We start from the raw sequence: 14,030 nt of genomic DNA, 5'->3' as shown, positions 1-14,030 counted from the left end.
AAAATACAATATGGTGTAAAAAATAGGAAAATCTATAAAGTTATCTTTTCTTATTTTTTATACCGTTGTTTCACTACTTTTGGCAACTCTTCAAGTTGAACTTCTTCCCAGTACGTAACACCACGAAATAATGTATGATATAGCCGAATATACGACTCTTTCCTCAATTGCTTTCGAGCAGAAAAAACAAGTTTCTTTTTCTTTCCTTGTTGATTGTAAGCAAACAACTCATAGTTATAACGTCTCGTCTCATTCTGTATGCCAGGACTCTTTATTTTGGTGTAATACATCACTTTTCCTGAAGGGCTGTCAGGAATAAGCCTCTCTCTACTAAATAGACCCATCCAAAAACCGATGCTTATCATAATAATAAACCCTAATATTATTATTTTTTTCATAAAACCTTCCTCATGAGATTATATCTTTTTTCTTTAATCGCTGAATGGAAATCATCGAAAACATAATAATGAAAACTGTACTCATCATCAAAAATAAGAAATTCTGTCCCTCGCTTAACTTTTCTTGATTCAGTACACTCATACCAACGGTGAGCAGTGAGAAAGGAAAAAACATTCCTAACTTAGCAATATACATACCAAGTCCGATGAAGACTGCACATAAACTCATACCGATCGGCATAGCAAAACTTCGGATTCTTAGCGATAAGCTTAATTGCAGAGCGATAATAGCAAGAGATGCATACCATCCGCGCATCGCCCAACCGATTGTCTCTAGCGGAAATGTTTTAGGTAAGAAGAAAAAGTTCCCTATAAGCCAGTAGAGTCCTATAAATAACGCTTGTGCAAATCCGATTAAAAGACTAACAATAACTAATTTAGCAAGAAATATACTTGCAACTGATACAGGAGATGTCATAGTCATATTCCAATTTCGGTTCAAATGCTCAAGTCGACAAATATATGAGCAGCAAATTGCAATTAAAATAGGTAAGAAAAACTCACTGTAAAACAAACTAACTTGCGTCCATAAACTATACCAACCATTTTTCAGCACTTCTTGATTATAATAATAATTCGCGCATCCAATTAGCAAACTTATAATAGGAAGTGTCGCGAGTACAAGTAGGATTCGAGAATGGCGTAATTTAAGACATTCCGCCAAAATACTTCGTTTCATTTTATTCCCTCCTTACATTTCTTGTCGGCTTATCCGAACGCTTCCGACAATATAGAATAAGATAGCTAAAGCTATTGTGACAATGACATTCCAAAGGTTTATCGATTGGACTATGTAAGCACTTAAGGAATTCTTGTATAAATGAGTAACCGGGCTAAGTTCCAAGTAATAAGCCCAAATAAACATACGTCTAATCGCAGCTGGAAACAACCCGGCAGTCATTCCAATAAATCCACCGAGCATGCCTAAACATAACGCGAAAACTTGATTCTTAATAGTAAAAGAAAGCCACTGCTGAAGCGCTGTAACCGCAAGAGTCGTTAAAAAAGTTCCGAAAACAAATTGAATAAACAATGCAGAAGAAAAGTTACTAGAAAGTTTGTGTACGAATCCAAATATAATCATAAGTGCAACCTGTGCAAAAATACTTAACAGAAGTAAACTATTCACACATATATACTTCGCTGCGTAAAGATGTCTGCGTTTTACATTCGTAGCAACAAGCATTTTTAACGTTTCTCCCTTATGTTCCATATCACAAATACGTGATACAACAATCGCTGAAATAATAGGCATAAAAAGGCCATTCATAGAGGAAATACTAAAAACAATTGCTTCCCAAGAGGCAAAACTAGAGTTAGTAGCCATTGATCGACTAAGAGCCATAAATGCCCATAGCATCTCTGCGCTAAGAAATAATAGAATCATAACCCATATTTTTTTGCGACGAATTTTAAAGTATTCTAATCCTAACATTTTCATCACAAACTTCTCTCCTTTCCTGTTAACTCCAGGAAAATGTTCTCTAAGCTTTTCTTCTGTTTCTCAATTCGGGTTACAGAAATTTCATTTTTAACAAGCATCCGATTTACTTCCGCCACTTTCGCATCCTCAAGATGAGCAAATTTCAACCGATTACCACTTTGGACAAAATTGTAGCCTTGAGTAGTAAGTAGCTGACCTGCTTTCGCGTTATCTTCCGTTTTAATAAAAATAGCATTTCTATTTCTTTTCTGTAGGCGATCCATACTCCCCTGAAACAACAGTTTTCCTTCACTAATAATGCCGACTGAAGTAGCAATTTGTTCAATCTCTGAAAGAAGATGGCTAGAGAGTACTACCGTGATTCCATAGCGCTTTGGTAATGACTTAATCAATTCTCTAATTTCACCGATGCCTGCTGGGTCAAGACCATTTGTTGGTTCATCAAGAATTAACAGCTTAGGAAAAGTAAGAAGAGCCATAGCAATCCCTAACCGTTGTTTCATTCCCAATGAGTATTGATCTACTTTTTTATTTATTTGCTTTTCTAAACGTACAATTTTTAGCACCTCATGTACGTTTTTATTTGGTGCATTTCGAAGGCGTTGCATCACTTGGAGATTTTCAAGTCCTGTTAAATGTCCATAATACGAGGGAGATTCAATAAGGGATCCCGTCCGCTCTAAAATAGACGAACGACATTTGTTCAAACTGTCTCCGAACACTTTAATGTCTCCTTCAGAAGGTTTAATAAGCCCAAGTAACATTTTTAACGTAGTTGTTTTTCCAGCTCCATTTGGGCCTAAAAAACCATAAATTTCTCCTTCTTCAATATGAAGATTCACCTGATTCACACAATGTATCGTTCCGTATATTTTTGATAGGTTATGTGTTTGAATAATAACTGAAGTACTCATATGAAAAGACAACTCCATTCTATTTTTATCAATATTCCCCTTCTCTTTTCACTGTAATGAATACACCTTTCCTTAGTCTAAAGAAAACCTTACAACAACCTTAAATAAAAAAAGGGAAAAGTGTCTTTTTAAAGTGCACTTTCCCCTTTTTCTAAAAAAACTGTCATTATTGATGATTATTTATTCCCTCTATATAAGTTAAAATTTCTATTCGAGGCGTTCTTGGTTAAATGTTAATACCAATTATGATGTACTTCTTCTTTCTTTAACTTAACATAATATTGTTATGTTAAGTTAAAGAAGCCACAAACCAATAAATAATGAAACAATTGTAACGATGATTCATTTTTTTACTGGATAACAAATTTCTGTAACCCACTTCGTAGGATCAGATTCCATTGCTGGACTCACGTGGTATATATTAAACATCGGTCCTGTAATTTTATATTTTTCAGATTCAATCCATTTTGCCGCTGCTTCGTTAACTGCTGTCATTTGTTCATAACTTCCGTTCACTGTAATAGAGGCAACAAAAGATGAATCGACTTTTTTAAATATGACTTCTTTCGTATTTTCATATTCCCCTGTCACATTTATCTGTATTTCTACATCTACATCTTTTTCTTTATATTCATTATCTTGAAATATAGCTAAGCTATGTCTTGGATTCGCTATATTTATATTTTGTCGTTTTATTTCTTGCATCAGTATATTCCATAACTCTCCTTCACAATGATAAGATGGAATCACTTTTCGAACACTTGCTACTTTCCTTCCAGGTATCTCTTTCAAAGAAACATGATAGTTCATTTCAATAACATCCTCTCTCATTATTTTCATTGAGTCTTCGAGAAGTCGCAATTGTTTTTGAAGGACTTTCATTTCTTCTCTTATTTGAGACGTACGATGAACAAAGTGTTCTGTCATAATTTCTATATTATTATTTTCTAATATTTCTTTAATAGTAGTGAGACGAAATCCCATCTCCTTCAAATTTTGAATTTGATTTACTTTCTGTAATTGTGCTGCTGAATAATAACGATAACCAGTTTGCACATCTATTTTTTCAGGCTGCAATAACTCCATATTATCGTAATGTCTCAACATTCGAATGCTAATTGAAGAAAGTTTTGAAAAATCCCCTATTTTAAACATTTGTTCCTCCTGTAATTTTTATTTATTTCGAAGCTCAACTCTAGCTTAAACAATGACATAATGTGAGAGTCAATAAAAGATATAAAAATCCCCCTTTTATTTTGTTTAAAATCAACTTTTATATGATAATAATTATATAATAAATAATTTATTTTCGGTTATTAAACTGTTTGTATATAGAGTTATGTACTATATTTTATACTCTCTAAATTATGAGTAATGCAACTTGATTCTCAAATTTCATCATTAACAAATAAAAAACACAAAGGATTATACCTTTATGCTTTTATAATAAAACATATATCTCATATTTTTCTTAATTTGAAATGCACGGACACTTTTGTACATATATACTATCTTTAATTTGCTTGATAACAAAGGGTGCGATATCTCCGTTTTGAATTTTAATTCCTGGTACATCTACTACATTCTTTTTGATCGTTCCAATACCTGTTCCTTCTATAACAAAAGGTAATCTAACAACTGTCCAATCTATATCACTATGTTGTATAAGGTGTAATTCTTTATATTTATCACTCATCATCTTTGGAAAAAACAACCGAAAGAATACGGCTCCTATTTTGTTTAGGAGACTTTTTTGGTCTCCTTTTATATCCAATGATCCTCCAGAAATTAAAATATACCGTTTTATTTTATATTCATTCATTACTTTTAAAATATGACTTGTCACGGTACTGAATATGTAAGACTCTTTTTTAGGCTGACCTACAGCATTAATAACAGCTTGACAATCTTGAAGCAGTTCTTGTATGGCATAGAAATCACGCGCATCTCCCTGTATAATTTCCACATCTCGATTATATATTGTGAATTTTTCTGGATTCCGCGTTAAAATTCGTACTTGATATCCTTCCTGTAACGCTTGGTGTACAAGAAATTTTCCAGCTTTTCCATTTGCACCAATAATCGCTATTTTATCCTTTGTTCCCATATCCCGTATGAGGCTCCTTTATATCTTATTTATGTGTAACAGTTCTCCCATGCATTTGCAAAAAAGAAAGTAAGTATTCACAAGATTTCTCGCACGCTAATTGTTTAAAGATTTTTTGTTCTTCCTCTGTTTTATCATTTGCTTGATCGGAAGCCGCTTTTAAACATAAGAATGGCTTTTTATTTGCATGGCATACATAAGCAAAAGCAGCTATTTCTTGATCAACTGCTAATGCCCCATATACAGTATGTAACAAATAGCGCATTTCTGAACTGCGAATACGCTGGTCGCCGGATAAAATTGTTCCAAAATGAACTGGCTCATGAGAACGCATTTTCTTTATTTGTCTGACAAGCGCTTTCGGTATTTCAATCGGCGCTGTTCTCCCAGTATATAAATCAAACTGATCTTCTCCCGTTCCAGCAGCTGGTACATCATGCTGTAAAGTATGAAGAGCTACAACGATATGACCATTCTTCACTTTGTTCGATAAACTACCACAAATTCCCGTCATAAAAAGCTCTTCAGGCTGGAATTCACTAATTAATAGTTGTACACAGCTTGCACAACTAACCTTTCCAATACCAGTAACAACTGATATAATCTCTAATTCATGAATAGAATGAAAATGAAATTCCCAAGCTGCTCGTCTTACAACATGTTCACTTGGATAATATTGATGCAAATATGTAAGTTCTGATTCCCATGCAGATACAATGGCAATACGTTTCATTACATGCTTCACTTCCTCCTATTTTCATTTAAACAATGTTGCTATATGATCGCGCTCATAATCTGGTATCCACTTTTCATATTTGTTATATAAATGTCTTATACTTTCTTTATTCTTCGCAATCACTTCACATCCTCTATCATCATAAATAAACATGATAATGTCTTTCGTTGCATTGATAAGAAAAACGTCAGGATACGAAATATCCGCTCTTCCACCTAAACGCGGATAGAGATTAGGAAAGTCTTCATGATTCATAGCTTTCATAAGTGGTATATACTTAATCTCTTCTGCCAAACACTGTAATGAAAATTGATATGTACAATATAACTCTGCGTCCTCATTATCAAAGAAATAAGGAAACGTTTCTTGCCGCAGTCGAAATTTTAACTCTTTCTTTTTCAGAAATCGGCTATATAGTCTTAATTTCTTCTGTTTTCTTAATCTATCCTTTTTAAAGCGATAAACATTTGTTACTAAAAATATCATATCCTTTGCAGAAAATATATCTTGGAATAATAATGTATTATATTTATATATTTGAGAAAAATACTTGTTGTTGCCTGCATCAGTACCACACTCACATAGAAAAATACCTTTTCCAAAGTCAAAATGAAAGTGGTTCTCCCATTGAAAGTAAATGCTCGGTTTTAAAATGACGCCTGGAAAGGTATCATTCATATATTCTTTTATATCCATATCTATGTCCTTTCTCATTCAATCCCTCAGTTAAATCCCAATACGCTTCTTCCAGCCAAGGATGTAATACTTTAAGCGTCTCTTTTCTTTCCCATAAATAGGAGATATATGCAAAAGCAGCTTGCTCCAATGAGGTTTCTAAACCATTTTTCACGCGTTCTATATATGGAGGGACTCCCTTTTGATCCCATTCTATTTTATCCGCTACAAATAAGACAAGATCCATCGTCGTCGCATGTTTTCGCAAAGTCGTATGGCAACCAATTGCATCTAATATTTGTTCATTTGTCACTTTGAATATTTCTTTTGCGATTCCTTTTGATAACTTTTGATGAATGATCATTGGAAACTCTCGCTCTTCTTGCAGTATGTCTATTCCAAATGCTTCAGCAGCCGCGATACGTTGTTCATTCGGAAAGATGGCACTAATATCATGTAAATACCCTGCAATAGCTGCCTCTTCTTCATTCACATGAAACTTTCTTGCCAATTTACGCGCTTCATTTGCAACACGCATAGAATGCTTATATGTAAACTCTTTTTCATATTTTAATAAAAAACGTTTCATATCCTCTTCTATGTTTCCCGCTGGTTGAAATGTGTAGATATCATTATACTGCATAAAAAATTCCACCTCATTATTATCTTTTCCTACAATGAAAATGTAAACACTCTCATTTATTATTGTATTCGTTATGTATGTTTTAAATCCTTTTAATACGTTACATGAAATTTTATGAGGAAACGTTACGACAAAACATCTAAATGTTTGCTATTATAGTAATGTTGAATCATTGTAAAGAAAGGAATTACATATATAATGAATAAAAATATATTAATTATTGATGATGATAAAGAAATTGTAGAATTACTTGCGGTTTATTTACGTAATGACGGCTATGATATTTATAAAGCTTATGATGGTGATGAAGCTTTACAAATGCTATCCATGTATGAAATTGATCTTATGATTTTAGATATTATGATGCCAAAACGCAATGGATTAGAAGTTTGCCAACAAGTTAGAGAGCATAACAACACAGTTCCGATTCTTATGCTTAGTGCCAAGGCAGAAGATATGGATAAAATATTGGGACTCATGACAGGTGCAGATGATTACATGATTAAACCATTTAACCCATTAGAATTAATGGCTAGAGTCAAAGCCTTACTACGGAGATCGTCCTTTCAACAAACGGTTTCTCAAGTAAATGAAGACGGCATTATTCGTATTCGTTCTATTGAAATACATAAACATAATCACACCGTGAAAGTAAACGGAGAAAATATTAAACTCACTTCCATCGAGTTTGATATTCTTTATTTACTCGCTAGTAATACAGGAAGGGTATTTAGTTCAGAAGAAATATTCGAGCGTGTTTGGAATGAAGATGGGTATGGTTCTAACAAAACGGTAATGGTCCATATTAGTAACTTGCGGGACAAATTGGAAACAGGGATAAATACCGAGAAAATTATTCATACTGTTTGGGGAGTAGGTTATAAAATTGAAAAATGAAACCTTCGACATTTTAAGAGTCATTCCGAAATGGAAAATCATTCTTTGGCTTTTATTAGCCATTATACTGACACCCATTACTGAAATTATTATATATCGTCTCGTGACAAGTGTAATTGATAGTTCCCTCACGCTAACAGAATTAGGAAAAGAGACTGTTAGAATTGTTGGTTATGAAAAGTATAGAGGATTGAAAGAATCCATTTGGGTTATGATGCTATCCTATCTATATTGGTTTTCGATCTTTTCATTCTATATTTATATGTTTTATCGCCACGAAAAAAAATTATATTACAGAGTTTGCATAAAGAGAATGATTGAAGAAATTCGCTATATTGCGAACGGGAATTTTAATCATAAAGTTTCCATTGTGCAACATGATTATTTAGAAGAATTAGCGATTGGTGTCAACCAAATTGTTGAACAACTCAAAGTATCGATTGAAGAAGAACGACAAACAGAACAAGCGAAAAGTGAACTTATTACGAATGTATCACATGATTTACGAACCCCTCTCACATCTATAGTTGGATATGTAAATTTGATTCATCATGATAACTATCGAGATGAAGTAGAACTACGCCATTACATACAAGTCATTTATGATAAAGTCCACCGCTTAAATACATTGATGAATGACTTATTTGAATATACACGCGTACAAAATAAAGAATTGAGTTTACGCTCTGTACCTATTGATATGATTGAACTACTAGGACAATTAACTGTCCAGTTTCGTATTCAACTTCAAGAAGCAAATATTAAATGTAGGCCTTCATTTTTATCCCAAAAACTAATGGTATTAGCTGATGGTGATAAACTTGTACGTGTATTTGAAAATTTAATTATCAACGCTATTACGTATGGAGGTGATGGTAAATATATTGATATTACAGCTTATGAAGAAGAGGATCTCGTCGCAATTGACGTTACAAATTATGGACAACCAATCCCAAGTACTGACTTACCCCATATATTTGAACGTTTCTATCGCGTTGAGAAATCTCGGTCAGCATATACAGGAGGCTCCGGGCTTGGATTAGCAATCGCCAAAAGTATTGTAGAACTTCACAACGGAACAATTGAAGTATATAGTGATGAAGAAAAAACAACTTTTACTGTAAAACTACTTCGATATAAATAAAGTGAAACTTTAATTAGCGTGGGTTTTCTTCATCCCCCACTGATGATTAGCCCTCACTAATCGGGCTGTTACTGCCCTGAAATAGCGGGATAAATATGAAATTTATTTATCTTCAAGATTCGATTTCTTAACGATTAAGAAATCGAATCTATCCTATTTTTACTCACACTTTAATAATTCTTAAAAATTCTTTAGAAATTCTTTACCTTTTCTTACCCCCTAATTAAGTATTCATTTTTACAATAGGAAATACGGAAGGATTTCGAGGGGGAATACTTATGCAATTCTTAAAAAAAGCAATGCTTATATTTCTATCTTTACTCATTACAATAGCTATCGTTTTATATTTTTATATTTATGTAAATGGCCCCGCTATTCAATCGCAGTCAGCGATTTTAATAGATGCTTATTCTGGTGAAATTGTGTATAAAAAGAACGAAAATTCTCCTCTTCCCTCAGGTGATTTATCTAAACTCATGATAGAATATATTCTTTTAGAACGAATACATAACGGTGCCCTAAAATGGGAAGATAAAGTAAACATAAAGGATGATACTTTTCACATAGGAGCGAATTATATTGGTACTACAGCTAAAGGCGATATCACAATTCGCGATTTATTCCATGCAGTTGCGTTAACGGGGAATAATCATGCAGCACTAGCTTTAGCAGAGCACATATCAACAAATGAAGAAAATTTCATAAAACTAATGAATGAAAAAGCAAGACAGCTAGGATTATCCAAAGATACATACTTTATAAATGTAACAGGGGTTTCAAATAAACAAGAGCAATTCTCTAAAATCACCGCTTTAGATGCCTCTAAATTAGCTCGTCAGTTACTTCATGATTACCCAATGATATTAAAAAGTAGCAGTGTGACCTCTTATCAATTCACCTTCAAAGATATCCATGTATTTAATACAAATAAAATGCTCTATTCGCTTGATAAAAATGTGAAACTGAAAAGCGTTGATGGTTTACAAACAAGTTTTTCACCTACTACCGGCTACAGCTTTGTTGGAACGGCAAAAGAAAAAGATAGAAGACTGATTTCAGTTGTATTAGGTGCAAAGGGAGAAAATAGCTCCTTTATCGAATCAAAAAAATTATTTAGCTATGGTTTCCATCCTACTTATTTCCCATCTTTTCATTCTCTTAAAGATTATATCTCATTATGGCTATCATCACTAACATTCAAGAATTTTTTCATACAAAGTGCAACCGTTTTGTTTATCATCATTATTTCAATGATTATTCATATGCGAAAACAAGATTCAGAGGATTTGTAAATACAAAACCGACTTATACCTTTTCTGTAAGTCGGTTTTTCAAAGAAATCATTTTCTACATGAATCTAGATGTAAGCAATCTTTCTTTTGAAATCTTCATCTCTCATAGATTCTAAGATTCCCCCTATTTATGGGCATCTTTTATTAGTTTTTCTTTTTCAAATGCGATATGCAGTACCCTCTTTATCACCTTGTCACCAACGGATTTCCCTTTTTATTTATTTATCTCTGACTAAAGCCTTACCTATCCGGGCTGTTCTTTCTATTCGGTTTACTCTGCCAAAGAAAATATACCCATTACTTTCCCTTTTTCTTCTATTACCTTATAAATAAAAGTATCCGCTTTTCTATGATTTGTATTCTTTACATACCTTTATAATTGTTCTTCATTCAGCGGATACATGAATGCTGACTCTTCCCCTTTTCTGATTCAATTTATAAGCTATTTAAAATCATTTCTTTCAAAATAAGGAGAATGTTCGCTTTCAAGTTCGATAGTTCCTACCAATCTCTTCTCCAATTGAGAAATAATATCTAAAATTATAAAATAAAGGATTCCATTTTTGTGGATCAATATGATTTTCACCTTTTATAATATTTGTATGGGCATGTACATGGATAACTTCTGTTTCCACAATTGCAAAAAATGGATCATAATCTGGAATACGAATGTCTCTTACTCTTGCTTCTATTTGCAATGGACATTGTTCTATACGTTGTGGTTTTACTGTTTTCGAAGAAATTGGAGTTAAATTCGCTAATGCTAATTTATCTTTTATATATGTGTACCCCATGTCGCATTTAAATTTCGGAATGTTGTCAGTTCCTGTATAGGGAGCTATTTTTTCTACATGTTCCCATTGAGAAGAGGAAGGTAAATTTATAACACATTCTCTATTCACTTTTATATTTTGAATCGCTTTCCCTCCAAGTCCAATTCCTAAAACAATATACTTTCCTAGAGCCCAAGAGGAAGACATCGGACTTATATTTGTTGTACCATCTTCGTTCAGCGTTGATAACAAATACACTGGCATTCCATAGTATAAGATTTTCGGGTATATCTCTTTGCATACATTTTTACCTACTTCCAAGTTCATATTATCACTCCTTACATTCATTCTTTCCTTATTGTAAAACATAAAAATTTCTATTATCATCGAAATATGAATGTAAAAAAGGAGTGAGTAAGTGTGAATGAAAATATCGCAAAAGTCGCCTCTCTTATTAGTGATCCATCACGAGCGGCTATCTTAACACATCTTATGGATGGTTGCCCTCATCCAGCCACTGAATTAGCACGGGTCGCAAAAATCAAACCACAAACAGCAAGTTTTCATCTTCATAAACTATATGACATGCAAATTCTTGAAGTTGAAAAGCATGGTAGATATCGCTATTACAAATTAGTAAATCAAGAAATGGCAGAAATATTAGAAAAACTACTCTACATCGTTCCATTTAAACCTATTCAGTCCTTTAAAGAACTAAAAAAACATGAAGAAATTCAATATGCCAGAACGTGCTATGATCATCTAGCTGGAAAATTGGGTGTCAATCTTGCTAATTCTCTACTATATAAACAAGTATTACAAAAGAATGGATCAGAATTTGAGGTCACTGAAATTGGTGCACATTTTTTTACAGATTTCGGTATAGATTTAGAAATATTACGTAACAAAAGACGTGTATTTTCAAAATGTTGCTTAGACTGGACCGAAAGACAATATCATATTGCTGGAGCCCTCGGCAATGCTATTTTAGAACGAATGCTAGAACAAAATTGGATTACTAGAAAAGATGGATCACGAGCTGTTTACATTACATCACTAGGGAAGCAAAAAATATTTGAAATCTTTTCTCTAGAAATGTAATGGTCATTGTTTATGTTTTTTAATGTATATATTGAAAGAATTACGACAAAAGATTAACCACCTTTTCCAAATGTACATACATTATTTATATGAGTTTAATTTATTCATATAAAAGGAGAATTTTCATGCAGAAAAAATCTATTTCAATTATACTTCCTGTTTTTAATGAAGAAAAAACTTTAGATCGTGTGTTGCAAGCGGCTCTGCAAATCCATCCTTTAGAAATTATCGTAGTTGCGAATGGTTGTACCGATCGCTCTGTAGAAATTGCTCACAAATATAAATGCCATGTGTTAAATTTTGAAGCAGCCCTTGGACATAATATTGGACGGGCTATTGGCGCACAGCAAGCAAAAGGAGATATTTTATTATTTATGGATGCTGATTTTCCGCTTGATAGCAATATATTACGTGAATTTCTTCAACCATTAATGAATCATACAGCTGACGTTGTATTAAATAATTTAGACTATATTTTTTATAAAAAACAGCGTCCCCATTCCACAACGATTTGGAGACAAGTTACAAATCAATTTTTTCACCGTCCAGATTTAAAAATCGATTCCCCTATTTCTGTTCCGCACGCGATGACAAAAGAAGTCGTTCATACCATTGGAGCAGAATCTTTAGGAAATCCAACACTCGCTCATCTCAAAATACTCCAACATAACTTCCGCATTTCTCGCCATAAACAAATTGATGTCATTTCAATCAATCGCGTAAATCCTCAGCAACATTTTGCAAAGCATAATGAACTTTCCACTTCTGAAAAGCGGATTATCGGAAATCATATCGCTGCTATGGCAGAGTGGATTGATGAGTTAAAAAATCCCCGTGCGCATTATTCTGATGGTGGAAGAAGGCGAGATATTATAGAAGGATTGAAGCTAAAACAAAGTAAGTCTTTTCCTAAAGTTCATGATACTGGCTGGGGCGTAAGCACATCAAACTATGGTGGGAAGCAATTATCTATTATTATTCCTGTTCAAAATGAAGAGAGAATGATACAAGCGATTATCCAGGAATCTAGGAAATTGAATCCTTTGGAAATTATAGTTGTCGTTAATGGTACGACTGACAAAACAGCAGAAATTGCGAAAAAGCACGGAGCAACGGTTGTTATGTATGAAGAAGAATTAGGAAATGATACTGGCAGAGCAGTTGGTGCGTATTTTGCACGGGGCGATATACTATTATTTATCGATGGAGATTTTGTAATCCCTTCAAATGATTTATTGCCATTTGTACACGCGATTGAAAATGGTGTTGATTTAGCACTGAATGATTTAGATCACTATCTTTCTTATCGTTTCCCATTCTATATTGTAACAGCATGTAAATATGCTGTTAATTTAGCTTGTGACCGTAAAGATTTAGGAGTTGGTTCTATTGTCGCTGTACCGCATGCCTTTAGTAAAAAATGTATTGAAACGATCGGATTTGACGCTCTTACTTCGCCAGTATACGGACAAGTAAAAGCGATATTAAGCGGATTACAAGTAAAAAACGTTCATCGTGTTGAAGTTGATAAAATGAATCGCATTCGCCCTGATAAGCATTTCTCTAAAACTGGCGGTTTAGCTCCTTCAACGACAAGAATTGTCGGTGATCATATAGAAGGTATTTCTTATTTAATTCAGCAAAAAGGCGAACGTGGATTGTTTTAAAAATTGCTATTATGCAACCGAAATATATTATCAAAAAGAAAGCCATAGCAGCGTGGCCACTGAAAAAGTCCACTTCATAAGAAAAAGAAGTCTAGCACCTAACTTGTATAGAAATGGCTGACTCCTTTCTATTCTCAACATTTCGATAAAAATGTGTATTAAATGTGTATTATTTTTGA

Annotated in this window: 15 protein-coding genes; 5 read left to right on the top strand and 10 right to left on the bottom strand. The window is 33.4% G+C overall.

Features of this window, described 5'->3' with window-relative positions:
- Window positions 1-50: 50 nt before the first annotated feature.
- From MR058_RS05410 to yqeK, 9 genes are all read right to left on the bottom strand, one after another.
- Window positions 51-398 (bottom strand): YxeA family protein, encoded by a 348-nt coding sequence (locus MR058_RS05410; RefSeq protein WP_242143006.1) that lies wholly within the window; start codon window positions 396-398, stop codon window positions 51-53.
- A 10-nt stretch (window positions 399-408) separates the two neighbouring features.
- Entirely contained in the window at window positions 409-1,137 is a 729-nt protein-coding gene (locus tag MR058_RS05405; protein ID WP_242143005.1) for an ABC transporter permease, read from the bottom strand.
- Between the two features lie 12 nt (window positions 1,138-1,149).
- Window positions 1,150-1,902 (bottom strand): ABC transporter permease, encoded by a 753-nt coding sequence (locus MR058_RS05400; protein ID WP_242143004.1) that lies wholly within the window; start codon window positions 1,900-1,902, stop codon window positions 1,150-1,152.
- Entirely contained in the window at window positions 1,899-2,816 is a 918-nt protein-coding gene (locus MR058_RS05395) for an ABC transporter ATP-binding protein (protein ID WP_242143003.1), read from the bottom strand. The genes MR058_RS05400 and MR058_RS05395 overlap by 4 nt, the downstream gene beginning before the upstream one ends.
- Before the next feature lie 342 nt (window positions 2,817-3,158).
- Window positions 3,159-3,971, bottom strand: coding sequence for a MerR family transcriptional regulator (locus MR058_RS05390; RefSeq protein ID WP_242143002.1), 813 nt, complete (start codon window positions 3,969-3,971; stop codon window positions 3,159-3,161).
- A gap of 316 nt (window positions 3,972-4,287) precedes the next feature.
- Window positions 4,288-4,923, bottom strand: a complete 636-nt coding sequence (locus MR058_RS05385; protein ID WP_242143001.1) for an SDR family oxidoreductase — start codon at window positions 4,921-4,923, stop codon at window positions 4,288-4,290.
- 25 nt (window positions 4,924-4,948) lie between these two features.
- Entirely contained in the window at window positions 4,949-5,656 is a 708-nt protein-coding gene (gene mtnN, locus MR058_RS05380) for a 5'-methylthioadenosine/S-adenosylhomocysteine nucleosidase (protein ID WP_242143499.1), read from the bottom strand.
- A gap of 24 nt (window positions 5,657-5,680) precedes the next feature.
- Window positions 5,681-6,355 carry a DUF3885 domain-containing protein gene (locus MR058_RS05375; RefSeq protein WP_242143498.1) on the bottom strand — a complete coding sequence of 225 codons (675 nt, stop codon included), beginning with the start codon at window positions 6,353-6,355 and terminating at the stop codon, window positions 5,681-5,683.
- Complete coding sequence (gene yqeK / locus MR058_RS05370; protein ID WP_242143000.1) at window positions 6,330-6,977, bottom strand: bis(5'-nucleosyl)-tetraphosphatase (symmetrical) YqeK; 648 nt, start codon at window positions 6,975-6,977, stop codon at window positions 6,330-6,332. The genes MR058_RS05375 and yqeK overlap by 26 nt, the downstream gene beginning before the upstream one ends.
- A gap of 198 nt (window positions 6,978-7,175) precedes the next feature.
- Here yqeK and MR058_RS05365 point away from each other — a divergent pair, with 198 nt between their 5' ends.
- The 3 genes from MR058_RS05365 (at window position 7,176) to MR058_RS05355 (ending at window position 10,310) form a co-directional block, all read left to right on the top strand.
- A complete protein-coding gene (locus MR058_RS05365; RefSeq protein WP_242142999.1) occupies window positions 7,176-7,874 on the top strand; it encodes a response regulator transcription factor in 699 nt (232 codons plus the stop codon).
- Window positions 7,864-9,018, top strand: a complete 1,155-nt coding sequence (locus tag MR058_RS05360) for a sensor histidine kinase (RefSeq protein ID WP_242142998.1) — start codon at window positions 7,864-7,866, stop codon at window positions 9,016-9,018. Before MR058_RS05365 ends, MR058_RS05360 begins: the two co-directional genes overlap by 11 nt.
- A 278-nt stretch (window positions 9,019-9,296) precedes the next feature.
- The gene (locus MR058_RS05355) at window positions 9,297-10,310 is read left to right on the top strand and encodes a D-alanyl-D-alanine carboxypeptidase family protein (RefSeq protein ID WP_242142997.1); all 1,014 of its coding nucleotides are present in this window, start codon (window positions 9,297-9,299) and stop codon (window positions 10,308-10,310) included.
- Window positions 10,311-10,795: 485 nt separating this feature from the next.
- Here the strand turns inward: MR058_RS05355 and MR058_RS05350 are convergent, their stop codons facing one another.
- Entirely contained in the window at window positions 10,796-11,410 is a 615-nt protein-coding gene (locus MR058_RS05350; protein ID WP_242142996.1) for a flavin reductase family protein, read from the bottom strand.
- A 93-nt stretch (window positions 11,411-11,503) separates the two neighbouring features.
- Between MR058_RS05350 and MR058_RS05345 the strand changes: the two genes are divergently transcribed.
- Window positions 11,504-12,184 carry an ArsR/SmtB family transcription factor gene (locus MR058_RS05345; protein WP_242142995.1) on the top strand — a complete coding sequence of 227 codons (681 nt, stop codon included), beginning with the start codon at window positions 11,504-11,506 and terminating at the stop codon, window positions 12,182-12,184.
- A gap of 125 nt (window positions 12,185-12,309) precedes the next feature.
- Window positions 12,310-13,851 carry a glycosyltransferase family 2 protein gene (locus tag MR058_RS05340; protein ID WP_242142994.1) on the top strand — a complete coding sequence of 514 codons (1,542 nt, stop codon included), beginning with the start codon at window positions 12,310-12,312 and terminating at the stop codon, window positions 13,849-13,851.
- Window positions 13,852-14,030: the final 179 nt, after the last annotated feature.

Source organism: Bacillus cereus group sp. BfR-BA-01430 (assembly GCF_022663115.1).
Lineage (GTDB): Bacteria > Bacillota > Bacilli > Bacillales > Bacillaceae_G > Bacillus_A > Bacillus_A cereus_BD.
The sequence above is the reverse complement of the archived record's forward strand: the minus strand, read 5'-3'. Positions and strand labels throughout refer to the sequence as shown.